Raw genomic sequence first — 22,018 nt, 5'->3', positions numbered from 1 at the left:
GGGAACTTCGATGCGGCGCGGCGAGTCTTCTGGGGTGAGAGGAAACGACCACAAGAACACACGGGGGTGTTCGCCTTGACCGACATCATCGTGAGGTTCACGGACAGCGACACGGGGACCGTCGCGGAGGCCGAAGCGGGGAAGCAGTCGCTCGACACCGGCGAGCTCACGCCGTACGCGGCCCGGCTGCCCGTCCCATCCGTCCTGCGACCCGCGTCCGAGGACGTCTTACACGAGACAGAGATCGCCCTGCGCCCGACCTGGGTGCGCCTGCACCCGCAACTGCCGCCGACTCTGATGTGGGGGTACGACGGCCAGGTGCCGGGCCCGACCATCGAGGTGCAGCGCGGACAGCGCGTCCGCATCGCCTGGACCAACCGCATCCCCAAGGACGGCGAGTACCCGGTCACTTCGGTGGAGGTGCCGCTCCGTACGGACGGCCGCCCGCAGTCGGCCACCGAACCCGGCCGCGACGGAGTCGAGCCCAACAAGGACGTCGCAGCCCTGCCCGCCTGGTCGGTGACCCATCTGCACGGCGCGCAGACGGGCGGCGGCAACGACGGCTGGGCGGACAACGCCGTCGGCTTCGGCGACGCCCAGCTGTCCGAGTACCCGAACGACCACCAGGCGGTGCAGTGGTGGTACCACGACCACGCGATGAACATCACGCGGTGGAACGTGATGGCGGGCCTGTACGGCACTTATCTCGTCCGTGACGACGAGGAGGACGCCCTCCATCTCCCGTGCGGAGAGCGGGAGATGCCGCTGCTGCTGGCCGACCGCAACCTCGACACCGACGAGGACGGCCGGCTCAACGGGCGGCTGCTGCACAAGACGGTGATCGTCCAGGAGAAGAACCCGGAGACGGGCAAGCCGGTCTCCATCCCGTTCACCGGCCCGTACACCACGGTCAACGGCCGCATCTGGCCGTACGCCGAGGTGGACGACGCCTGGTACCGCTTCCGGCTGGTCAACACGTCCAACGCGCGCATCTACGACCTCGTCCTGGTCGACGAGGACAACAACCCGGTGCCGGGCATCGTCCACCAGATCGGCAGCGACGGCGGACTGCTGCCGCGCCCCGTACCGATCGACTTCGACGGGGCGCTGCCCACGCTGACCGCAGCGCCGGCCGAGCGGTTCGATCTGCTCGTCGACTTCCGCGGTCTCGCGGGCCGGAAGCTCCGCCTGGTCAACAAGGGCCGCAACCAGCCGCCGGGCGTGCCGGACGCGGCGGGCGACGTCCGCTATCCGGCGGTCATGGAGTTCCGGGTCCGGGAGGGCGGCGGGACGGACACCTTCGAACTGCCCGAGGTGCTCTCCGGTTCCTTCCGTCGGCTCACGCACGACATCGAGCACGGCCACCGCCTGATCGTGCTCACCCCGCCCGCCACCAAGGGCGCCGGCGGGCACCCGGAGATGTGGGAGATGGCGGAGGTCGAGGACCCGGGCGACATCCAGGTCCCCACCGACGGGGTCATCCAGGTCACCGGAACGGACGGGAAGACGAAGACCTACCGACGCACGGCCCGGACGTTCAACGACGGACTCGGCTTCACCATCGCCGAGGGCAGCCACGAGCAGTGGAGCTTCCTCAACCTCGCGCCGATCGTCCACCCCATGCACATCCACCTGGCCGACTTCCAGCTGCTGGGCAGGGACGCCTACGACGTCTCGGGCTTCGACCCGGCAGTGGGTGGTACCCGCAGTCCGATCCGGTACGACGCCGGCACGGCGATCCCGCTCGCGCCCAACGAGCGCGGATACAAGGACGTCTTCCGGGTGCCGGGGAACCAGATGCTGCGCGTCATGGGCAGGTTCGACGGGGCGTACGGCCGGTTCATGTACCACTGCCATCTCCTCGAGCACGAGGACATGGGGATGATGCGGCCCTTCGTCGTCATGCCCGCGGAGGCGTTGAAGTTCGACCACGGCGGCGCGCACGGTGGCCACGGGGAGGGGCACACGGGCTGACGTCACGCCAGCGAGGAGACCCTCCGCGCCGCGTGCTCCACCGCGGCTCGCGCCAGTGCCCGGACGAGCGGGTGCGGGCGGGAGCCGTCGCCGGACAGTTCCGGCTGGAAGAGCGTGGCCAGGAAGAAGGGATGGCCGGGCAGTTCGGCGATCCGGACGTGACCGTCCTCGTCGTGCCCCGAGAATCGCAGGCCCTGCACGCGCAGGGTGTCGAGGTGACGGGAGGGGCCGTAGGCGCAGAAGTACCGTTCGACGGTCCTTTCCGAGCCGATCACCGACTGGGCGAGCGAACCCGGCTCGACCCGGACCACGGCTTCGTGGCCGACCAGTGAGCAGGCCAGGGGTTCGATGATGAAGTCGTCCGCGTCGGGGTCGTTCTCGGCGTGGGCGACCCGGGTCAGCCCGCACACCTCGCGGGCGTATTCGAGAAGCGCGTGCTGGAAGCCGCCGCACGTGCCGAGGAACGGAATCCCCTCCTCGCGCGCGGTGCGGATCGCGGACAGCACGCCCGCCTCGCTGCGGTACGGGCTGCCCGGCAGCACCCACACGGCGTCGAAGCCGCGCACCGCGTCGTCGGCCACCGCGTCCTGCGACGGGATCCAGTAGGCGTCGAGGACGAGCCGTTCGCGCTCGGCGAGGGCGTTCAGCAGCAGCGGCACGCGCGTGTGCGAGGCGACGTTGGGGGAGCGGTCCCCGACCAGCGCGAGTCTTGCGGTCGTTGCTGCCCGAGCAGCGGTGTTCGTCATGACCGTCATCCTGGGCGCGGCCCATACTTCACGTCCAACGATGATTACTGGACCTCCGATAAGCAGCGCTGATGGCATGCGGGAAGCTGTGCGGTATGGACCCGCACCTGCTGCGCACCTATGTCTTCGTCGCCCGTCTCGCCTCTTTCTCCGAGGCCGCCCGCGAGCTCGGCTACACCCAGTCGGCGGTGTCCCAGCACATCGCCGCGCTCGAACAAGACCTGGGCGCGCCGCTGCTCACCCGTCGCCCCGTGGCGCCCACGGCGGCCGGCGAGCGGCTCCTCGAACATGCGGGCCCGCTGCTGCTGCGCCTGGAGGCGGCCCGCGCGGACGTCGTGAGGATGGCGGCCGCGCCCGACCACGGACTCACGCTCGCGACCGCGTCGACCGCACTCGGCCCCCGTGTCCTCGGCGCGCTCCCGGCCGCCGGCGTGACCTTGCGCGTGCTGCCCCGCGCCGAGGTCCCCGCGGCCGTCGCCACCGGCACGGCGGACCTCGGCCTCGTCGACGGGCTCGCCGCCCCCAGTGACCCGCTGCGAGTGCCGGACGTGGCACCGCTGACCACGTACGGCGTGGGGGAGGAGCCCGTCTGCGTCCTCCTGCCCGACACCCACCCGCTCGCCCGGCACACCGGCCTGCGCCTTGGCGACCTGGCCGACGCGCGCTGGCTGGACGCCCCCGACGCGGGCCTTCCGCTCGCCCACCTCCGCGCCGCGAACGGCGGCCACGGCTTCCGCCCCGCCCTGCGCTACGAGGGCACCGACGTCCACGCCCTCACCGCCCTGGCCGCGACGGGCCACGGACTGACCCTGCTGCCGCGCTCGGCGGCCACCGGGGTGCCCGGCGGCGTCGCCGTACCGCTCACGGAACCACGTGTCGTGCACCGGACGGAACTGGTGTTCGCGGGGACGCTGCGAGGAGCGTCGGCGGCGGTCGCGGAGGCGTTGCTCGAACCGGCGTGAGGCTGGGCCGGCCCCTCCGGAACCCCTCCCTGACGTCCCGTTCCTGCCGTGACGCGTATGGCTTCCCGTTCCTGACCACTGGTCAGTCTCACTCGATCGTGGCTCGTCGTGCGCCGGTGCGCAGGGTAGTCACCAGCCGGAGGCGATCCGATGGAACAGACTGCTTTGAGACCCAAGCCCATGCCAGGTCAGCGACCCGGCGGCGAGGCCAAGCCCGCCGCCGGCGCACGGCGTCCGCACGCCGCGCCCCACAAGCGCGGCCGACGGCTCACCACCCTGCTCTGCGCCCTGCTGGTGGGAATGGTCCTGATCCTGTCCGGGGTCGGACTCGGCACCCTGGGGGCCACAGTGGTCGGCATGAGCAAGCTCGCCGAGCTGAAGCGACAGGCAGGCCTGGGCGCACCCGGCAGCCGGTCCGAGTCGGCGCACCCCGGTTCCTCGGCCTCCGCATCTGCGACGCCGACCTCCTCGCCGCGTCCGGCCGCCGTCGCCACCCTCGGCGTGGAGGCTGTGGACGCCAAGAAGCCGGGCGCCCTGCTCGTCGGCGTCCACGTTCCGGGACCGGGGTACACGGCAGGCCTGGTCCGCGGCGACGTACTCCTCGCGTTCGGCAGGGCCCGCATCGACTCCGCCGCCGACCTCGCCCGAGCCGTCGCCCGGGCCCGCCCCGGCAGCGAGGTCACCCTCACGGTGCGCCACCGCAGCGGCGGCTACCAGCAGCTGACGGTGATCCCGGGCGTCGTCACCTGACCGCCTCGCAGCCTACGCGCGGGCTTGAGGAGGAGCCTGCGAAATCCACTGGTCCCGTTCCGTCGGCCGGGCCACCATGACCTCATGCTGACCAACCTCGTCGCCTTCCTGGGAGCCTGCACCCTCGTCGCCGCCTCGCCGGGGCCCAGCACGGTGCTGATCATCAAGCAGTCGCTGCACAGCAGACGCTCCGGATTCCTGACGGTGCTCGGCAACGAGACCGGGGTCTTCGTCTGGGGCGTCGTCGCCGCGTTCGGCCTGACCGCGCTGCTGACGGCTTCCGAGGTGGCGTACGACGTGATGCGGATCGTCGGCGCGGTCGTGCTCGTCTGGTTCGGCATCCAGGCGCTGCGGCAGGCCCGCCGCGCGAAGGCGGAGCAGGAGACCGGGTGGGAGGGCACGCGGAAGAGCGGCTGGGCCTCCTACCGCGGCGGGCTGCTGCTCAACCTCGCCAACCCCAAGGCGGCCGTCTTCGCCCTGTCCTTCCTCCCGCAGTTCGTCCCGGAAGGTGCCCCGCACCTGCCGACCATGATCGGCCTCGCCGCACTCTGGGCGGTCTACGAAGTCGGCTATTACGGCCTCTACGTGTGGTTCGTCGGCCGGATGAAGAACGTGCTGTCCCGCGCGGGCGTGCGCCGACGCCTGGAACAGGTCTCCGGAGGCGTGCTGCTCCTTCTCGGCGTCCGTATGGCACTGGACAGCTGACGCCATGCCCGGCCGGCCGGCCGACGAGCCGCTCGAAAGACCCGCCGATCGGCTCGCGCCGCCCCCTCCGGGCGGGCAGGATGCTGCCCGTAGTCCTTTCACGCGCCCAGGGAGGCCCGGATGACCGGCACCGCACCCGCGCCCTTCACCGCCGACGACTACAAGGCCCGCATGGAACGTGCCGCGCGGGCGGCCGCGGACGCCGGCCTGGCCGGGCTCCTGGTGGCCCCCGGCCCGGACCTGGTGTGGCTGACCGGCTACGCGCCCACCGCGGAGACCGAGCGGCTCACCCTGCTGGTCCTCGTCCCCGGCCGGGACCCCGTCCTCGTCGTCCCCGCTCTGGAGGCCCCGGACGCCGCGCAGGCCACCGGTGCGCCCGGCCTGACCCTGCGCGACTGGACCGACGGCAAGGACCCCTACGCCGCCACCGCCGCCCTCCTTGACGCGAGAGGCCGGTTCGGCATCAGCGACAACGCCTGGGCCCTGCACCTGCTGGCCCTGCAGAAGGCGCTGCCCGGCACCTCCTACGCCTCCCTCACCGACGCACTGCCGATGCTGCGTGCCGTGAAGGACGCCGCCGAGCTGGAGCTGTTGGCGGCCGCGGGTGCGGCCGCGGACGCAACGTTCGAAGAGATCCGGAAGGTTCCCTTCAGCGGTCGCCGCGAGTCCGAGGTCGCTGCCGACCTCGCCCACCTGCTGCGCCGCTTCGGCCACTCCCAGGTCGACTTCACGATCGTCGCCTCCGGCCCGAACGGCGCCAATCCGCACCACGAGGTGGGCGACCGTGTGATCGAACGCGGCGACATGGTGGTCCTCGACTTCGGCGGCCTGAAGGACGGCTACGGCTCCGACACCTCCCGCACGGTCCACGTCGGCGAACCCACCGACGAGGAGCGCCGGGTCCACGACCTGGTGCGCGCGGCCCAGGAGGCCGGCTTCCGTGCCGTACGGCCCGGAGCCGCCTGCCAGGAGGTCGACCGGGCGGCCCGCGCGGTCATCGCGGACGCCGGATACGGCGAGTACTTCATCCACCGCACCGGGCACGGCATCGGCGTCACCACCCACGAGCCGCCGTACATGATCGAGGGCGAGGAGCAGCCCCTCGTGCCCGGCATGTGTTTCTCCGTGGAGCCCGGGATCTATCTGCCCGGCCGCTTCGGAGTGCGTATCGAGGACATCGTGACGGTCACCGAGGACGGCGGCCGGCGCCTCAACGACACGACCCGCGAGATGGTCATAGTGGACTGACCCGGCCACCGATCCGGGAGCAAGGAGCCCGGCCCCCGTAGACCCCCGAGCGACGACGGCGCGACCATGACCCAGGCACCGACACCCACCGCGGACACCGTCCGCCGACTGGTCCGTTCCCTGCTCAAGAACGGCGCGGACGACTCGGCCGGACCCGAGGTCCGCCCTGCCGCCATGGGCGCCGAGCCCGCCACCTGGTGGGTCGGCACCCGCCATGTGCTGCGCCTCGCGAGCGACCGTGAGGCCGCCGCCCGCCAGCGCCGCGAACTGCGCCTGCGCGACCTCGTCCGCCCGCACGTCCCGGTCACGGTGCCGACGAGCGTCGCGTACGGCGAGTGGGCACCCGGACTGACCTGCACCCTGGACACCAAGGTGCCCGGCGGGGCGGGCGGGCAGCACGATGTGTCCGCCGTCGGCGAGGCCGACCTGGCCGGACTGCTCACGGGACTGCGCGAGGTCCCGGTACGGCAAGCGGAGACGCTCGGCGTGCCGCGCGCCGCGCCGCGCTCCCTGGAGGGCCTGCGCCGGGCCGCCGAACGTGCCGCGGCACGCCTCGACGCCGCCGACGAGTTCGACGCCGCCCGCGTGCGCCAGCTCACCCAGCAGGCCGCTGTACAGCTGGCCGCCCAGTCCGCGACGGCCGTCCTCGTGCACCACGCCCTCACCGGCGACCACCTCGTGGTCAGCGCCGACGGCAGGGTGCGCGGCGTCCTCGGCTGGGCCGACACCGTCCTGGGCGATCCCGCCGAGGACATCGCCGGCCTCGCCCTCGCCGTCGGCTCCCCGGCCGCCGTCCGCGCCGCCACCCTCGCCGGCTACGGCGCCCGCCCCTGCCTACGAGGCCTCTGGCTCGCCCGCTGCGACGCGGTGGTCCGCCTCGCGGACCGCCTCGCCGGCAAGGGCGAGTCACCGCCACCGCTGCTGAGAGCGCAGCTCCGGCACGCCTGGGAGCCGATTTTGCTGGAGCGGGTGACGGAGTTCAGGGAGGACGACGACGGGGAGGAGGAGTTGTAGGGGCGCAGGCGCGTCCGGCCTGTCGTAGGGCGCACGCGCGAAATCTCACGCCCGCCCGGACCGGGCCCCGCTCACCCCTGCAACATCACCACACCCGACTCCCCGGGCACATGCAGCACCCCGTCCGCGCCCGGCGCCTCGACGGGCTCCCACGCCGCCAGTACGGCCGCCTGCCGGGGCCCCAGGGGGATCGCCGCCGGTTCCTTGGCGAGGTTGACGGCCACGCGTACGTCACCGCGCCGGAAGGCGAGCCAGCGCCCCTGCTCGTCGTAGGCCACCTTGGTGTCGGCGAGATCGGGATCGGTGAGGTCGGGCTGCTCGTGGCGCAGGGCGATGAGGCGCCGGTACCAGGCCAGCACGCGCGCGTGAGGCTCGCTGTCGAGCTCGGACCAGTCGAGGCAGGAGCGGTCCCGGGTCGCAGGGTCCTGCGGGTCGGGCACATCCTCCTCGGCCCACCCGTGCGCCGCGAACTCCCGCCGCCTGCCGCGCCGTACCGCTTCGGCGAGCTCCGGATCGGTGTGGTCGGTGAAGAACTGCCAGGGTGTGCCCGCGGCCCACTCCTCGCCCATGAACACCATCGGTGTGAACGGCGCCGTCAGTGTCAGCGTGGCCGCGCAGGCCAGCAGCCCGGGGGAGAGGACGGCCGCGAGCCGGTCGCCCTGGGCCCGGTTGCCGACCTGGTCGTGGGTCTGGCTGTAGCCGAGGAGGCGGTGCGCCCCCACGCGCGCACGGTCCAGGGGGCGCCCGTGGCGGCGGCCCCGGAAGCTCGAGTACGTGCCGTCGTGGAAGTAGCCGCCCGTGAGGGTCTTGGCGAGGCCGGCCATGGGGGCACGCGCGAAATCGGCGTAGTAGCCCTGGGACTCGCCGGTCAGCGCGGTGTGCAGGGTGTGGTGGAAGTCGTCGTTCCACTGGGCGTGCAGACCGAGGCCGCCCTCCGCGCGTGCGGTGATGAGCCGAGGGTCGTTCAGGTCGGTCTCCGCGATCAGGGACAGCGGCCGGCCCAGATCGGCGGAGAGGGCGTCGACGGCCGTCGACAGCTCCTCCAGGAAGTGGCACGCGCGCGTGTCCACCAGCGCGTGCACCGCATCCAGGCGCAGCCCGTCGATCCGGTAGTCCCGCAGCCAGGCCAGTGAGCCCTCCACGAGAAACGTGCGCACCTCGTCCGAGCCGGGCGCGTCCAGGTTGACCGCGGAGCCCCACGGCGTCTGATGCGTGTCCGTGAGGTAGGGGCCGAAGACGGGCAGATAGTTCCCGGACGGGCCGAAGTGGTTGTGCACGACGTCGAGGACCACGCCCAGCCCCAGTTCATGTGCCCGGTCGACGAAGCGTTTAAGTGCCTCGGGGTCGCCGTACGGTTCGTGCACGGCCCACAGCGAGACGCCCTCGTAGCCCCAGCCGTGCCGCCCCGGGAAGGGGCACAAGGGCATCAACTCGACGTGGGTGATGCCCAGTTCGGCGAGATGGCCGAGCCGCTCGGCGGCGGCGTCCAGCGTGCCCTCACGCGTGTACGTGCCCACGTGCATCTCGTACAGCACCGCACCGGGCAGTGGCCGCCCGGCCCATTCGGTACGCCACTCGTAGCGACTGTGGTCGACGACCGCACTGAGCCCGTCCGGGCCGTCCGGCTGCCGGCGCGAACGCGGATCGGGCAGCACCGGCCCGTCGTCCAGCGCGAAGCCGTACCGCGTTCCGTCCCGCGCCTCCGCGTCCCCCCACCACCATCCCGCTCGCTCCGGATCGCGCTCCAACGCGCGCGTGGCGTCCTCGCAATGGAGCGTCACACGGCCGGCCTGCGGTGCCCACACCTCGAACTGCACGGACGGTTCCCCTTCGTCTGCTCACCGTGATGTAGCCCGTCCATGGTGCTTCAAACGAGATCAATCCGCTTTTGAATCTTCCCTTTTGCGGCAGGTGTCGTGACCGGTCTCGGCGATCACGCGCGTGTGGTGGCCGTTTCCCCGTCTTCTGGACACCGGGGGGCCACTGACCGACAATCAGCAGCGTGACGTCGTCTTTCGAGTTCAACACGTACCCCGCGCGGCTCTCCGACGTGGAGCGCGACAAGGCGCTGAAGGTGCTGCGTGACGGCGTCGCCATGGGACGGCTGTCGCACGACACGTTCGTGCGCCGGATGGAACTCGCCCTCTCCGCCCGCCGCGCGGACGAGCTCGCGGCGCTCACCGCCGACCTGCCCTCCGAGAGCCGTCTGTCCCGTCTGGTGTTCGGCACCGTCGAGGCCGTCTCCGGCTTCACGGTACGGCTGCGCAGGGCTTGGCAGGCCGAGCGGCTGCCCAAGCTGCTGCTGCCCCACCCCGGGTCCGGTCATCCGCTGCGCATAGGGCGCGACCCCGCCAACGGGCTGAGGCTGACGCACGAGACGGTGTCCCGGGTGCACGCCGAACTGAGCCACCAGGCCGGCCTGTGGGTCCTGCGTGACCTCGGCTCCACCAACGGCACCACGGTCAACGGCCGGCGCGTCATCGGTGCCGTCGTGGTCCGCGAGGGCGACCAGGTCGGCTTCGGCCGGATGTCGTTCCGGCTCGCCGCGAACTGAGCCGGCCAGCGGCTCGGGGCCTCCCTCTACTTGAAACGTTGACTCAAGTCCCCTTGCCCTCGGTGGTGTTGACGTACTGGCCAAGTCGTGACTGACTGTGCGTACACCGTGTACACCAGGTGAACCGACGGCACCGCATTGTGGAGGTGTGCCCTGCCGCCACTCCTCCGCTACCCGACCGTCGACGAGCTGAGCGCCCGGGCGGCCGCGCTCGTCGCCCGCCGCCCCCGTGACGCACGACTGCGCCGTGTCGGCACGTCCCGCGCGGGCACGCCCCTGTGGCTGCTGTCCGTCGGCCACGGCAGCCGCCAGGCCCTCGTCGTGGCCGGCCCGCACGCCAACGAGCCGGTGGGCGGCGCCACCGTCCTGCGGCTGGCCGAACGGGTGCTCGCCGACCCCCGTCTGCACGAGGGCGCCGACGCCACCTGGAACCTGCTGCTGTGCCTCGACCCCGACGGCCTGCGCCGTAACGAGGGGTGGCTGCACGGCCCGTACGCCCTCGCCGACTACTTCCGGCACTTCTTCCGGCCCGGCTTCCTGGAACAGCCCGAGTGGCTGCCGGACGGCGCGGACGCCGCCACGCTGCCCGAGACCCGCGCCCTGCTCGAACTCCAGGACGAACTGCGGCCCTTCCTGCAGTGCTCCCTGCACGGCGTCGACGTCGGCGGCGGCTTCGTCGAGCTGACCCACGACCTGCCCGGCCTCGCCCAGCGCATCGCGCACACGGCGGCCCGCCTCGGCATCCCGCGCGAGCTCGGCCCCTACGACACCCTGTACTGGCCGGAACTGGGACCCGCCGTCTACCGGATCCCCAGGCCCCGCCGGGGCGACCTGGCCGCCGCCATCACCGAGGCGGCCGTGGACTCGACGTGGTTCCATCCGTACCGGCACGGCACGGTCACGGCGGTCGTGGAGGCCCCCATGTGGGGCGTGGCGGCCGTGCAGGACGGTGCTCCGCCCGCTGATGAGGAAACGGTCCTGCGCAGGGTGAGCCACACCCTCCGTCACGACACCCTCCTGCTGCAGCGGCTGCTGGAACGCCTGCGGCCCCACCTTCCCGCCGGACCGGAATCGGCCCGGCTGCTCGCCCCGGTGGACGACTATTTACTGGTCTGTCCCGGGCTCGCGAACACCTGGGACCCCGACATCGGGGACCCGGTCGGCGTACACCCCCTTCCCCCGCTCAGCACCGCCCATCTGGCCGCCCTGCGCATCGCCGGGCGGCGTCTGGCCCTGCGCACCGCCGGGCTGCTGCACCAGCTAGTGACGGGCGCCGGGCACGACCCTGCCGGAGTGCTGCCGGAACTGGACCGGCTCCTCGACGAGTGGTGCGACGACTACCGCGACGGCTGCGGGGCCCGCTGGATACCGGTCGCGCGCCAGGTGGAGTACCAGGCGCGGGTGGTGCTCGCCGCGTTCGAACTCGCCGGACGGTACGCGCCCGCGTGCTCCCGTTCGGGTGAGTCGGGGTGGAATGCCGGGGCCGCCGTGCCGATGCATCGGGAATGACGCAATCAATCACGGCGAAAGCGGTACGGGGCGGCCTGCTGGCGGCGGCCGCCATGCTCCTCCTCGGCGCGCCCCCGGCGCAGGCCGCGGTCCAGGAGTCGGACTCGGGGAACTGGCTCTTCCTGACGGTCACCCGGGGCGACGCCCGCCACGGTGACCCGCGCGGCACGCTGCTGCTGTGCGACCCGCCGCAGGGTCACGGGAAGGCGGCGGAGGCCTGCGCGGAGCTGGAGAAGGTGGGCGGTGACATCAGTCGGCTCCGCACCGCGGACGCCTTCTGCCCGATGATCTACGCCCCGGTGACCGTGCACGCGCGCGGGGAGTGGCAGGGACGTCCGGTCGAGTACCGGGAGACCTTCGCCAACGGGTGCGCGATGGGTGCTCGTACGGGAGCCGTGTTCGCACTGGACGCCTGACGCCGTGCCGCATCGGCCGTACCGCACGCGTCGGCACGGCACAGGTCGCACGGCTCACATCGGCCGGTCGCGCGCGTGCATCGCTGCCGCGACGACCGTGCGGGACTGGTGCTCGACCTGGTGCTCCAGGGGCACCCAGCGGGCGCGGAAGCGCTCGGCGAACGCGTTGCTCCAGGTCGCCACGAGGTGTTCGAGGCGCTGCGCCCCGCGGTCGTCCGTCTCCCGCAGGACGCGCAGCAGCATGGCCGCGGCCCGCAGCGGCAGCCGGCGCCCGAAGGCGTCCACGCTCCCGACGTACGCCATGGTGTTGTCGGCGGGCGGCGTGCCCATCCAGTCGGCGGCCAGCCCCGGCACGAGCTCCAGCGCCCACTTGGAGGCACGCAGCAGAGGCCCGTCGACGCCGTCCAGGCGGGGGAGCGCCTCGGCCAGCACCCGCTCCACCTCCAGTGTGTCCCGCAGCAGCCGGGCCGCCAGCCGCCGCATCGCCCCGGCCGGGTCCGGATGCGGTGCCGGGTCGTCCACCAGGTCGCTCGCCCACATCGGCACCTCGACGACCGCGGTCAGCCCGCCGTAGCGGTGCACGTGGTACCAGGTGCTGCTGCGCGCGTCGTCCGGCATGCTCGGATACGCCGCGCCCGCGCCCGGCGCCGGCATCACATGCACCCCGGGGCCGGACGCGGGCCAGCCCGCCGCGTCCGAGGCGCCCGTCTCCACCGGGATGTGCAGCTGGGCCGCGGACTTCGCGAACGGCTCGGCGAGGCCGGGGACGTCCTTCGTCAACTGCACCCAGCTGCCGCCCAGATCGGTGCCGTGCAGGGTCACCTGGAGGTAGGGGCGCAGTTCGTCGATGACGCGGGTCAGCGCGCGCGTCTCGGGCGGCAGCCGGTCGGCCGGCAGCGTGGCCGGTGCCCACTCCGGCTGTTCCTCGGCCGCGGGCCGGAAGAAGCCGCGGTGGTAGTCGAGCAGGCTGCGGGGTGCCGGGGTGACGTGCAGGCTCGCCCCGTCGGGATCCGCGCACAGCAGGAAGTGCCAGGAGACGTCCCGCCGTAACTCCCGCTCGAAAAGGACGCGTTCGGCGACCGCGATGAGTGTGGGGCCGCCGGTCGGTTCGTTGGAGTGCGCTCCGGCGACCACGAGGACGGCGGACCGGGCGTGACCGATGGACAGCAGGTGGAGGGGTCTGCCCGCTCGGGAGGCCCCCACCTGTCTCAGTGTGCACAGGCCCGGTCGGTGAGCGGCCAGTGCGCGGGCGGACAGGACCAGCTCGGTCAGCGTGGGGTAGCGCAGCTCCGGCAGGAGACTCACCCCCGTCATGTCCGCCCAGCCTTCGCAATCCGCAGTACCGCACGGTCTGGTTTACGTGTCAAGGACTTCACGGGGGAGGCTCCCGGGGGCGCCCAGGTGCATTCACCCCCGGCAGGCGCGGGCAGCGGGAGCCGGGGGAGGTGCGAGGCCCACCCGGTCGCGGTACCTCACACCCCTCGCCCGCCGCCGACCGGCATGAATGGACGCCGGGAGCGCGGGAGCGGAGAGGGCGTCGGCGCTCGTCACCACGCGCCGCCCGGGTGCACGAGCCCCGGGAGCGCGCGCGGGCCCGAGCCGGGCGCCGGAGCGATGACAAGGCGCAGGATGCCCCGTACGCGCTGGACGGTCGTGCTCCGGGCGGAGACCCCACCGACGGCTCCACGGTCGCTCTACGGCCGCCCCTCCTGTCCGGCCGCCCCTTCACCGACCCGCTCCAGCAACGCGACCGGGACGCGCTCGAAGAGCTCCTCCACGCGCGCGTGCCCGGCGAACTCCCGCTCCGGAGCCAGCACATCGGCCCACCGCCCCGGCGGCAGCGCAAGCACGGTGTCGCGCCAGCCACCCGACTGCGCCAGCCGCAGCGACAGCCGCGTCACGGCGGTGACCACCTCGCCGGAACGCCCGAAGGCCACACAGTGCGCGGCGGCCGGGCCCTCGGCGGTCAGGGGCACGTACGACGCCGCGTCACCGAAGACCTCCGGACGCCTCCTGCGCAGCCGCAGCGCGGCCGCCGTCAGCGCACCCTTCTCACCGGGGTCCTGGTGCGGGAACCGCACGCTCCGGCGGTTGTCCGGGTCCACCAGCGCCCGGTACTCGTCCTCCGTGCCCTGATAGACGTCCGGCACGCCCGGCATCGTCAACTGGGCCAGGGCCATGCCCAGCATGTTCGCCCGGATGTGCGGCTCCAGACGGCTCCGGAACGCGGCCACGCGCTCGCCGGGCACCCCGCAGGGCCCCGCGGCGACGAACGCCGCCACCGCCTCCTCGTACGGCGGTTCCTGCTCCGTCCAGCTGGTGAACAGCCCGGCCTCGCGCACGTGCTTCAGCAGCGCCCCCTGCACCCGGTCCACGTCCGGCTCGCCCAGCCCGTACACCGTCTGCCAGGCGGCCCACGCCAGCTGCGCGTCCGGTACGCCCTCGCCGTCGCGGGTCACCTCGGCCAGGACGTCCGCCCAGTGCTCCGGGCACTCGGTGAGCACGGCCAGCGCGGCCCGTACGTCGGCACTGCGCTTGGTGTCGTGCGTCGACGCGACCGTCCCCGTCACGGGCCAGTCGCGCTGCACACGCGCGCAGTAGGCATGGAACTCGTCGGCCGACATGGCGGGGCTCCCCGGGTTCCCGCCCACCTCGGTCGCCGACAGCAGCGGCACATAGCGGTAGAACGCCGTGTCCTCCACGGACTTGGCCCGTAGCGCCGACGCCGTCTGAGCGAACCGCGTCCGGAACTCCACATGGTCCGGCCCGTCACCGGCCCGCCCGAGCACCAGCTCGCGTACGACGTCGACCGCGCCCGCCTCCTCGGGCACGACGAAGGCGAGCCGGGCCTCGGCCGCGGCCTCCTCGGTGACCACACGGGCCGCGTCACCGGAGGAGTACGGCCGGTAGACGTCCAGCCGGACGAGGAGCTCCTGCAGCGCGGTGCGCAGCGCCCAAGGCGCCCGGTCGCGCAGCGCCGCTTCCGGCGACGTGGCGCACACGCGGCTCGCGACCCGCGTCAGCCGGTCGATCTCCGTGGCCAGCTCGTGCGTGAGCACCTTGTACGCGGCCCGCCGCACCGTCGCCTCCCAGTCGCCGCCCCGGTCCGTCTGCGGGGCCGCGAACCGCCGGTACTGCCCGAGGAGTTCCCCGAACCCCGCCGGATCGGTGAAGAGGCCGTCGATGTGCCGCAGGGCGTCGTAGCCGGTGGTGCCGGCCACGGGCCACGAGGCCGGCAGGTGCTCGCCGTCCGACAGGATCTTCTCCACGACCGTCCAGCGCCCGCCGGTCGCCTCGTGGAGGCGTTGCAGATACGCGTCGGGGTCGGCGAGGCCGTCGGGGTGGTCGATGCGCAGCCCGTCGATCACGCCCTCGTTCAGGAGCTGGAGGATCTTGGCGTGCGTGGCCTCGAACACCTCCGGTTCCTCGACCCGCACCCCGATCAGCTCCGAGATGCTGAAGAACCGCCGGTAGTTGAGCTCCGTACGGGCCAGCCGCCACCACGCCGGCCGGTACCACTGCGCGTCCAGGAGCTGCGGCAGCGGCAGTTGCCCGGTGCCCTCGCGCAGCGGGAACACATGGTCGTAGTAGCGCAGGACGTCGCCGTCCACCTCCAGACGGCCGAGCTCCTCGCCCAGCGGACCTCCGAGCACCGGCAGCAGCACCTGGCCGTCCTGCGCGTCCCAGTCGATGTCGAACCATCGCGCGTACGGCGACTTCGGGCCCTCGCGCAACACCTCCCACAGGGCGCGGTTGTGGCGCGGGGCCATGGCCATGTGGTTCGGCACGATGTCCACGACCAGGCCCAGACCGTGTTCGCGCGCGGTGCGCGCCAGTGCGCGCAGCCCCTGCTCGCCGCCCAGTTCCTCGCGCACGCGCGCGTGGTCCACGACGTCATAGCCGTGCCCCGACCCCGGGACCGCCTCCAGGACGGGGGACAGGTGCAGATGCGAGACGCCGAGCGAGGCCAGGTACGGCACGGCCGCCGCCGCGGCCTCGAACGGGAACGAGGACTGCAGCTGCAGCCGGTACGTGGCGGTCGGCAAGGTCGGCACCGTCGGTTCAGGTCGCTCAGGTGTCATGGAAAGCTACGTACCCGCCCTGCCGCCCTTCGTGTCATCGTCCCCTCCACGTGGGCCCACGCGCGTGCGTAGCTTCGAGCGATGGGACAGACGGTGACGACAGGACGCCGCGGCACATCCGCGGCCTACCGCGAGGTGATCGGCCTGACCGGGCCGCTGCTGCCGGTCATGTCCTTCCTGGCACGACTGCCGACCGCCACGATCCAGTTCGGCAGCGTGCTGCTGGTCGCGCGCACGAGCGGCTCCCTGGCCGCCGCCGGGCTGACCGGGGGTGCGCTCGCCGTCGGGCAGGTGGCCTGCGGTCCGCTGGTCGGCCGGCTCGCCGACCGGCACGGTCAGCGAACGGTCGTGCTCGTCTTCTCGCTCGCCAACGCCGTCGCGATCGCCGGGCTGGTCGCCGGTGCGCTCGCGGGGCTGCCGACGGCGTTGGTGGCCGTTGTGGGGGCGGCGGCCGGGGCGACGGTGCCGCAGATCGGGCCGATGGCTCGCGCCCGTCTCGTCGCACTCGCACGCCGTGCGGGGGCCCGCGATTCCACGGTGGGTGCCGCGCTGTCCTTCGAGAGCACCCTGGATGAGGTCTCCTTCGTGCTGGGGCCCGCCCTGGTCGGCCTGGCGGCGGTGACCGCGCATCCGGGGTTCGCGCTGGGTGGTGCCGCGGTGTTGGTGGCGGTCTGCGGCAGCGGCTTCGCACTGCATCGGACGGCGGTGGCGACACGGCCCGGGCCCGTCGGTGCGTCGGCGGAACGACGGCCGGAATCCGTCCGGACGCGTGCGGGGCGGCGGAACGATGCGGGAGCAGACGGTCCTGTCCCGCCGCACCCCATCCCCCGCTCCATCCACGCCCTCCGAGCCGCCCTCGCTCTCCAGGGCGCCATGTTCGGCGCCTGCCAAGCCGGCATCACCGCCCTCACGGAGCGACTCGGACAGCCGGACCAGGCGGGGCTCGTCTACGCGGCCATGGGCGTGATGAGCGCCGTCGCCGGGCTCTCCATGGCCGCGGTGCCCGCCCGTCTCGGACTCGCCGTCCGCTGGCGGGCGGCCACCGCGGCCGCGCTCCTGCTGTCGCTCCCCCTGCTGTGGACGGAGGGCCTCCCGGCCCTCTACGTCACCGTCACCGTCCTCGGCGTCGCCTACGCCCCGCACCTCATCACGGTGTTCGGGCTCACCGAGCGCGTGGTGCCGCCCGCGCGGCTCTCCGAGGCCATGGCGTTCGCGACGAGCGCGCTGGTCGGCGGGCAGGCTCTCGCACTCGCCGTCACCGGCCGGCTGGCCGAGTCGTACGGCCCCGCGACGGCCTTCGGCGCCGCGAGCCTCGCCGCGGCACTCGCCTGCGCGATCGCGCTGACGGCGCGCCCGGCGTCGTACCCCGGACGCACCGCCACGTCGCCCTAGACCGGCCGCTGCAGCACCGTCATGCTGCGGTCGACCAACGTCAAACGCTCCCCGGCCTGCACCTTCGCTGCCGTCTCCGGCGGGACCCCGTCCGCGCGCGCGGTGTCGACGACGACCTGCCACTCGCGCCCGTGGTTGACCGGCACGACGAAGTCGAGGGTCTTCGGGGAGGCGTTGAACATCAGGAGGAACGAGTCGTCGCCGATGCGCTCCCCGCGCGCGCCCGGCTCCGAGATCGCGTTGCCGTTGAGGAACACCGTCAGCGCCGACGCCTGCGCGCGGTCCCAGTCCCGCTGGGCCATCTCCTTGCCCTGCGGAGTGAACCAGGCGATGTCCGACAGGTCGTCGTGGGTGCCCTCCACGGGCCGCCCGTGGAAGAAGCGGCGCCGGCGGAAGACCGGATGGTCGCGCCGCAGCCACACCATCGCGCGCGTGAAGGCGAGCAACTCGCGGGGCAGACCGGCCGGAGCCTCGTCGTCGGGGCCGCCCCTCCCGTCCGAACGGGCCTCTCCCTCCGAGCCGGCCTCAGCGGCGTCCTCGTCCGTCGGCCAGTCCACCCACGCCAGCTCGCTGTCCTGGCAGTACGCGTTGTTGTTGCCCCGCTGCGTGCGCGCGAACTCGTCGCCGTGGCTGATCATCGGCACGCCCTGGGACAGCATCAGCGTGGCGATGAAGTTGCGCATCTGCCGGGCACGCAGCTCCAGGACGGCCGGGTCGTCGGTCTCGCCCTCAGCCCCGCAGTTCCAGGACCGGTTGTGACTCTCGCCGTCCCGGTTGTCCTCGCCGTTGGCGTGGTTGTGCTTGTCGTTGTATGAGACGAGGTCGTGCAGCGTGAATCCGTCGTGGCAGGTCACGAAGTTGATGGAGGCCAGCGGGCGCCGCCCGTCGTCCTGGTACAGGTCGGACGAGCCCGTCAGCCGGGACGCGAACTCCGCCAGCGCGCGCGGCTCGCCGCGCCACAGGTCCCGTACGGTGTCGCGGTACTTGCCGTTCCACTCGGTCCACAGCGGCGGGAAGTTGCCCACCTGGTAACCGCCCTCGCCCACGTCCCAGGGCTCGGCGATCAGTTTCACCTGGGACACCACCGGGTCCTGCTGGACCAGGTCGAAGAACGACGACAGCCGGTCCACCTCGTGGAACTGCCGGGCCAGGGTGGCCGCGAGGTCGAAGCGGAAGCCGTCGACGTGCATCTCGGTGACCCAGTACCGCAGCGAGTCCATGATCAGCTGCAGGACGTGCGGGGACCGCATGAGCAGTGAGTTGCCGGTCCCGGTGGTGTCCATGTAGTAGCGCGGGTCGTCCGTCAGGCGGTAGTACTGCGGGTTGTCCAGGCCCCGGAAGGACAGCGTGGGGCCCAGGTGGTTGCCCTCGGCGGTGTGGTTGTAGACCACGTCGAGGATGACCTCTATGCCGGCCTCGTGCAGCGCCCGCACCGCCGACTTGAACTCCAGGACCTGCTGGCCGCGGTCGCCCCAGGAGGCGTACGCGTTGTGCGGGGCGAAGAAGCCGATCGTGTTGTAGCCCCAGTAGTTGTTCAGGCCCATGTCGACCAGTCGGTGGTCGTTCACGAACTGGTGGACCGGCATCAGCTCCAGCGCCGTCACGCCCAGCTCGGTGAGGTGCTCGATGACCGCCGGATGCGCGAGGGCGGCGTAGGTGCCGCGCAGTTCCTCGGGCAGCCCGGGGTGGCGCATGGTCAGGCCCTTCACATGGGCCTCGTAGATCACCGTATGGTGGTACTCGGTGCGCGGCCGCCGGTCGTCTCCCCAGTCGAAGTACGGGTTCACCACGACCGACGACATCGTGTGCGGCGCCGAGTCCAGGTCGTTGCGCCTGTCGGGTTTGTCGAAGTGGTAGCCGTACACCTCCTCGCCCCAGCTGATCGAGCCGCTGACCGCCTTGGCGTACGGGTCGAGCAGCAGTTTCGCGGAGTTGCAGCGCAGACCGCGCTCCGGCGCGTAGGGTCCGTGCACCCGGAAGCCGTACCGCTGCCCCGGCATGACGCCCGGCACGTACGCGTGCCGTACGAAGGCGTCGCTCTCCCGCAGTTCCACCGCCGTCTCCGAGCCGTCGTCGTGCAGCAGACACAGCTCTACTCGGTCCGCGGCCTCCGTGAAGACCGCGAAGTTGGTGCCGGCGCCGTCGTAGGTGGCACCGAGTGGATATGCCTCTCCAGGCCAGACCTGCATGGACACGACTCTTTCAGCTCGGGCACGCCGTCGTGCGTGCCTTGACGTCGAGTCTCCCCAAAAGTGATGGAACCACCTATGACTTACGTCCCTCTTATCGGTCGACCAGGCATACGAGATATGCCGAACCAGTGGGGCCAACACGTACTCCCGGGGACATACGGGGAGTAGGGGGAAGATGTGCGCAAGATAGTGCACCGCCATCTGGGCAAGGTGGTGGCAGGTGCGGCCATCGCGGTCGCGGGAACGGCCGTGATGGTCGGAATCACCCTGCCGGGGACGGCGGGGGCCGACGACGCGGAAGGAAGCAACAGCGGTCAGTCCGCCCAACAGGCGGCCCAGGCGCAGGACCAGGGCGGCGGCGCGGTGCCGCCGGGCGTCGTCGAGGGGGCCCCGAGCGAGGGTGACAAGGGCACGGGCAACGACCCGCTGACCGACGACGAGATGGACCGGGCCGCGAAGCTCGCGGTCAACCCGCAGCTGCGCAGCGCCGGCGAGAACGTCGAGGGCGACCGCGGTCCGCAGCGCCTCGGCGTCGACCTCGCCGAGCCGGACGCCGACGAGCTGGACGACGCGAACGCGCCGCGCCGGGCCGAGGTCTCGTTCTACGACTACAAGGCCGACGCGCTCGTCACCAAGACCGTCAACCTCGACACCGGCAAGGTCGAGCAGACCTCCACCGAGCACGGTGTCCAGCCGCCGCTCAGCCGCACCGAGTACTCCGAGGCGGCCGAGATCCTGATCGCCGACCCGCTGGGCGCGGGCATGAAGGCGGACTACAAGGACGCCACCGGCAAGGACCTCAGCTCCCCGGACCAGCTGCTGCTCAACGGCGCCGTGTACCGGGCAACTCCGGGCGCCCAGCCCGCCGTACTCGACCAGTGCGGCGAACACCGGTGCGTGCGGCTGTTCCCGAAGGTGAAGAACGGGCCCTGGATCGACGCCCGGTCCTTCGTGATCGACCTGAGCGCCCGCAAGGTCGCCAAGCTCGACATCGGCTGAACCACCCTCCGTTCAGCTGTCCAACTCGCGCGCCACGTGCGTGCATCTCACGTACTTGCACCTCCTGTAAGGGAGTCACTTCTTCATGCGTGTGAACAGAATGAGCCGTGCCCGCAAGGGCGCGGCCCTGGGCCTGTCCGTGGCCGCACTGGCCGCCGGCGCGACGACCGGCGCCGGACCCGCCTCCGCCCAGCCGAAGAACGCCCCGGCGCCGGCCGCCGACTGCAGCGCCGCCTACCGCATCGAGCAGAAGCTCACCGGCGGCACGACCTGGCGGATGTGCTGGCGCTACGACGGCAAGGCCGGGCTCGTCCTGGAGAACATCTCCTACCAGCCCAAGGGCGAGACCAAGCCGATCAAGGTCCTCAACAACGCCAGGCTCGGCCAGATCCACGTCCCGTACGACGACGGCAGCGTCGAGTACGACGACCTGACGGGCTTCGGCTTCGCCCAGGGCCTGATGAACCTCGCGCCGAGCGAGTGCCCGGGCGGCACCATCAAGTCCGTCAAGGTCCCGGAGACCTGGGACCCGGAGCACCCGAACGTCAACGGCCTGTGCACCACGACCCGCGCGCGTGGCCACGCCTACCGCATGCAGGGCGACACCGCCAACAAGGTCTACCAGGCGCAGAGCAAGGACCTGCTCGTCTACACGGTCAACCAGGTCGGCTGGTACGAGTACATGACCGAGTGGCGCTTCCAGGACGACGGCACGGTCACCATGAACGTCGGTGCCACCGGAAGCCTGTCGTACGACGACTACGACGCCGGCGACGGCCGCGGCTGGCCGATCGGCAAGGGTGACAGGGCCAAGGCCACCAGCCACAGCCACAACGTCTTCTGGCGGCTCGACTTCGGCCTGGACGGCTCCTCCAAGGGCAAGATCGAGCAGTACGACTCGGCCGTGACCGCCCCCGCCGCCGGTGACCGCGCCCCGAAGACCAAGACCACCCGCACCAAGGTCGCCAAGGAACTCGCGGGCGACGCCAAGAACTACCGCTGGTGGCGCATGGTCAGCGCGACCGGCAAGAACAAGGACGGCCACCCGCGGTCCTACGAGATCGTCCCCGGCGCCACCACCAAGTACCCGGGCCGCAACTTCACCAAGCACGACATGTACTTCACCGAGTACAACAAGTGCGAGAAGTTCGCCACGAACAACCCCGGTTGCGGCAACACCCACCCCAAGTCCGTCGACAAGTGGGTCAGCGGCCAGAACCTCACCCACCCCATCGCCTGGATGAATGTGGGCTTCCACCACATCGCCCGTGACGAGGACCAGCAGCCCATGCCGGTCCACTGGCAGGGATTCTCCATCGTCCCCCGGGACGTGACGGCTATGAATCCGCTCACTCCGAGCGAGCTCGCCTGGCAGAACGGCCACTGGCAGCCTCGTAGTTGAGAAACGACCCTGTCCATCCGGCTGCACCGCCGACCGCTCCCGGAGTACCCTTCCTTGATCGTTGGGACGGGGA

At 72.1% G+C, this 22,018-nt stretch carries 17 protein-coding genes; 12 read left to right on the top strand and 5 right to left on the bottom strand.

Translation table 11 applies throughout. The features are described 5' to 3' along the window. Positions 1-75 precede the first annotated feature (75 nt). Positions 76-1,974 carry an O-aminophenol oxidase PhsA gene (gene phsA / locus OG331_RS13860; RefSeq protein WP_406195715.1) on the top strand — a complete coding sequence of 633 codons (1,899 nt, stop codon included), beginning with the start codon at positions 76-78 and terminating at the stop codon, positions 1,972-1,974. A 2-nt stretch (positions 1,975-1,976) separates the two neighbouring features. Here phsA and OG331_RS13855 read toward each other — a convergent pair whose 3' ends face one another. Continuing rightward, entirely contained in the window at positions 1,977-2,720 is a 744-nt protein-coding gene (locus OG331_RS13855) for a glutamine amidotransferase-related protein (protein WP_406195713.1), read from the bottom strand. 95 nt (positions 2,721-2,815) lie between these two features. Between OG331_RS13855 and OG331_RS13850 the strand changes: the two genes are divergently transcribed. The 5 genes from OG331_RS13850 (at position 2,816) to OG331_RS13830 (ending at position 7,399) form a co-directional block, all read left to right on the top strand. After that, complete coding sequence (locus OG331_RS13850) at positions 2,816-3,682, top strand: LysR family transcriptional regulator (RefSeq protein WP_406195711.1); 867 nt, start codon at positions 2,816-2,818, stop codon at positions 3,680-3,682. 150 nt (positions 3,683-3,832) lie between these two features. After that, entirely contained in the window at positions 3,833-4,432 is a 600-nt protein-coding gene (locus OG331_RS13845) for a PDZ domain-containing protein (protein ID WP_406195709.1), read from the top strand. 84 nt (positions 4,433-4,516) lie between these two features. Next, complete coding sequence (locus OG331_RS13840) at positions 4,517-5,137, top strand: LysE family translocator (RefSeq protein ID WP_406195707.1); 621 nt, start codon at positions 4,517-4,519, stop codon at positions 5,135-5,137. Positions 5,138-5,257: 120 nt separating this feature from the next. Beyond that, positions 5,258-6,385: an aminopeptidase P family protein gene (locus tag OG331_RS13835; protein ID WP_406195704.1), complete on the top strand. Its 1,128-nt coding sequence runs from the start codon at positions 5,258-5,260 to the stop codon at positions 6,383-6,385. Positions 6,386-6,451: 66 nt separating this feature from the next. Then, positions 6,452-7,399 (top strand): aminoglycoside phosphotransferase family protein, encoded by a 948-nt coding sequence (locus tag OG331_RS13830; RefSeq protein ID WP_406195702.1) that lies wholly within the window; start codon positions 6,452-6,454, stop codon positions 7,397-7,399. 71 nt (positions 7,400-7,470) lie between these two features. Here OG331_RS13830 and treZ read toward each other — a convergent pair whose 3' ends face one another. Then, positions 7,471-9,216, bottom strand: a complete 1,746-nt coding sequence (gene treZ, locus OG331_RS13825; RefSeq protein WP_406195699.1) for a malto-oligosyltrehalose trehalohydrolase — start codon at positions 9,214-9,216, stop codon at positions 7,471-7,473. 185 nt (positions 9,217-9,401) lie between these two features. Here treZ and OG331_RS13820 point away from each other — a divergent pair, with 185 nt between their 5' ends. From OG331_RS13820 to OG331_RS13810, 3 genes are all read left to right on the top strand, one after another. Next, complete coding sequence (locus OG331_RS13820; RefSeq protein ID WP_328421918.1) at positions 9,402-9,953, top strand: DUF1707 and FHA domain-containing protein; 552 nt, start codon at positions 9,402-9,404, stop codon at positions 9,951-9,953. A 138-nt stretch (positions 9,954-10,091) separates the two neighbouring features. Next, a complete protein-coding gene (locus OG331_RS13815; RefSeq protein ID WP_406195697.1) occupies positions 10,092-11,462 on the top strand; it encodes a M14 family zinc carboxypeptidase in 1,371 nt (456 codons plus the stop codon). Then, positions 11,459-11,878: an SSI family serine proteinase inhibitor gene (locus OG331_RS13810; protein ID WP_365057473.1), complete on the top strand. Its 420-nt coding sequence runs from the start codon at positions 11,459-11,461 to the stop codon at positions 11,876-11,878. The genes OG331_RS13815 and OG331_RS13810 overlap by 4 nt, the downstream gene beginning before the upstream one ends. A 54-nt stretch (positions 11,879-11,932) precedes the next feature. Here the strand turns inward: OG331_RS13810 and OG331_RS13805 are convergent, their stop codons facing one another. Both OG331_RS13805 and treY read right to left on the bottom strand, forming a co-directional pair. Beyond that, complete coding sequence (locus OG331_RS13805) at positions 11,933-13,183, bottom strand: M14 family zinc carboxypeptidase (protein WP_363050444.1); 1,251 nt, start codon at positions 13,181-13,183, stop codon at positions 11,933-11,935. A 389-nt stretch (positions 13,184-13,572) separates the two neighbouring features. Continuing rightward, on the bottom strand, positions 13,573-15,960 hold the full coding sequence (gene treY, locus OG331_RS13800) for a malto-oligosyltrehalose synthase (protein ID WP_406195694.1): 2,388 nt from the start codon (positions 15,958-15,960) through the stop codon (positions 13,573-13,575). An 81-nt stretch (positions 15,961-16,041) separates the two neighbouring features. Here treY and OG331_RS13795 point away from each other — a divergent pair, with 81 nt between their 5' ends. Continuing rightward, positions 16,042-17,352, top strand: coding sequence for an MFS transporter (locus OG331_RS13795; RefSeq protein ID WP_406195692.1), 1,311 nt, complete (start codon positions 16,042-16,044; stop codon positions 17,350-17,352). Here the strand turns inward: OG331_RS13795 and glgX are convergent. Further along, complete coding sequence (gene glgX / locus OG331_RS13790) at positions 17,349-19,541, bottom strand: glycogen debranching protein GlgX (RefSeq protein ID WP_406195689.1); 2,193 nt, start codon at positions 19,539-19,541, stop codon at positions 17,349-17,351. The two genes, OG331_RS13795 and glgX, sit on opposite strands and share 4 nt — an antisense overlap. 180 nt (positions 19,542-19,721) lie before the next feature. On the opposite strand from glgX, the gene OG331_RS13785 reads away from it, so the two are divergent. Both OG331_RS13785 and OG331_RS13780 read left to right on the top strand, forming a co-directional pair. Further along, positions 19,722-20,543: a Tat pathway signal sequence domain protein gene (locus tag OG331_RS13785; RefSeq protein WP_406195687.1), complete on the top strand. Its 822-nt coding sequence runs from the start codon at positions 19,722-19,724 to the stop codon at positions 20,541-20,543. An 85-nt stretch (positions 20,544-20,628) separates the two neighbouring features. Next, positions 20,629-21,945, top strand: coding sequence for a copper amine oxidase (locus OG331_RS13780; RefSeq protein WP_406195685.1), 1,317 nt, complete (start codon positions 20,629-20,631; stop codon positions 21,943-21,945). Positions 21,946-22,018 lie beyond the last annotated feature (73 nt).

It is taken from the genome of Streptomyces sp. NBC_01017, from assembly GCF_045162795.1.
Taxonomy (GTDB): domain Bacteria; phylum Actinomycetota; class Actinomycetes; order Streptomycetales; family Streptomycetaceae; genus Streptomyces; species Streptomyces machairae.
This window is presented reverse-complemented; position numbering and strand designations above follow the sequence as displayed.

Bases quoted from the DNA above. Each gene is read 5' to 3' on its own strand.
- OG331_RS13855 (WP_406195713.1), bottom strand. From the start codon at position 2,720: ATGACGAACACCGCTGCTCGGGCAGCAACGACCGCAAGACTCGCGCTG.
- OG331_RS13850 (WP_406195711.1), top strand. From the start codon at position 2,816: ATGGACCCGCACCTGCTGCGCACCTATGTCTTCGTCGCCCGTCTCGCC.
- OG331_RS13845 (WP_406195709.1), top strand. From the start codon at position 3,833: ATGGAACAGACTGCTTTGAGACCCAAGCCCATGCCAGGTCAGCGACCC.
- OG331_RS13840 (WP_406195707.1), top strand. From the start codon at position 4,517: ATGCTGACCAACCTCGTCGCCTTCCTGGGAGCCTGCACCCTCGTCGCC.
- OG331_RS13835 (WP_406195704.1), top strand. From the start codon at position 5,258: ATGACCGGCACCGCACCCGCGCCCTTCACCGCCGACGACTACAAGGCC.
- OG331_RS13830 (WP_406195702.1), top strand. From the start codon at position 6,452: ATGACCCAGGCACCGACACCCACCGCGGACACCGTCCGCCGACTGGTC.
- OG331_RS13810 (WP_365057473.1), top strand. From the start codon at position 11,459: ATGACGCAATCAATCACGGCGAAAGCGGTACGGGGCGGCCTGCTGGCG.
- treY (WP_406195694.1), bottom strand. From the start codon at position 15,960: ATGACACCTGAGCGACCTGAACCGACGGTGCCGACCTTGCCGACCGCC.
- OG331_RS13795 (WP_406195692.1), top strand. From the start codon at position 16,042: ATGGGACAGACGGTGACGACAGGACGCCGCGGCACATCCGCGGCCTAC.
- glgX (WP_406195689.1), bottom strand. From the start codon at position 19,541: ATGCAGGTCTGGCCTGGAGAGGCATATCCACTCGGTGCCACCTACGAC.
- OG331_RS13780 (WP_406195685.1), top strand. From the start codon at position 20,629: ATGCGTGTGAACAGAATGAGCCGTGCCCGCAAGGGCGCGGCCCTGGGC.